This window comes from Psychrobacter sp. 1U2 (genome assembly GCF_051847575.1).
Genome location: NZ_JBPYDC010000455.1, coordinates 1 through 1,061, shown reverse-complemented (window position 1 = coordinate 1,061; position 1,061 = coordinate 1). Strand labels below are relative to the sequence as shown.

General features: G+C 38.5%; 2 protein-coding genes. Both read right to left on the bottom strand.

The genetic code is table 11. The features are described 5' to 3' along the window. Window positions 1-180, bottom strand: a 180-nt coding sequence (locus tag ACS8FD_RS16545; RefSeq protein WP_439276643.1) for a ferritin-like domain-containing protein, incomplete at its 3' end; no start/stop codon positions are given. 65 nt (window positions 181-245) lie between these two features. After that, window positions 246-734 (bottom strand): bacterioferritin, encoded by a 489-nt coding sequence (gene bfr / locus ACS8FD_RS16540; protein ID WP_439261324.1) that lies wholly within the window; start codon window positions 732-734, stop codon window positions 246-248. Window positions 735-1,061: the final 327 nt, after the last annotated feature.

The following is a 1,061-nucleotide window of genomic DNA, read 5'->3' as shown; positions in this document are numbered from 1 at the left end:
CGCAATCAGATCGTCCGACCATTTCATCTCAGCAATAGATTGCTTATAAAAATTCTCATTTAATGCCTCAAGCCCCCAGTGGCGGGCAATACGTGCATGCAAAAAGTACTGGTTAATGGCAATCAACGACTGTCCGAGCACTTTATTTAAGGCGCGAATGACCTCTTTATCCCCTTTCATATTCTTTCTCCCTAACCTCTTAATACTGACTCTAAATATTGTGATTCATTACATCTATAATGAAGTTAAACAATATCAGGAGATACCTCTGCCATTTGGCTTTGTAGATAATTAGGCAGACCGACCATATCAATAAGGCGTAGCTGCTGCTCTAACCAATGTGCATGATCTTCTTCAGTATCTTTGAGCTGCTCAACCAACATCTCACGGGTCACATAATCCTGCTCTTCTTCACACAGCGCAATACCGTCTTTTAGATGCTGCTGCACCTCATACTCTAAATCAAGATCATATTGCAGCATCTCAGGAACAGTGCTACCGATTTTAATCTCATTAACGGTCATTTTTGGCGTACCGCTGAGCATCAAAATACGGCGAATAATGGCCTGCGCATGCAAAGTTTCATCTTCCATTTCATGATGGATACGGTCATATAGCTTACCGTAATGCCACTCAGCATACATCTCTGAATGAATAAAATACTGGTCACGGGCTGCAAGCTCACCGCCCAGTAAGAAATTTAAATAATCAATGACTTTTTGGCTGCCTATCATAACGTGTACTCCTATTCCTATACTCATTCGATTTTTTATTTATTCTAAGATGGTTCTGTTAATACAAAAAAATGTATTTATCAGTCGTTTATTGACCTTCAACTATATCCAATATATGGCTAAAGTATCTAACAGCGTTAGTAAAATATACTAGCACAAAGGCAGGATAAGGGGTGTAACGTTATGAACTAGGAATAAGATGTCAGTTGAGAATAATAACTAACACCATTGTAAAAGTGACTGTAAAGAAGCAGATGACGCTTAAGCATGATTTGGAATTGTTGATAAAAAGGGGAAAATAGTAGGTAGTAGAAAGTTACTACATAC

Excerpts from the sequence above, each read along its gene's own strand:
- bfr (WP_439261324.1), bottom strand. The coding sequence starts at position 734 with ATGATAGGCAGCCAAAAAGTCATTGATTATTTAAATTTCTTACTGGGC.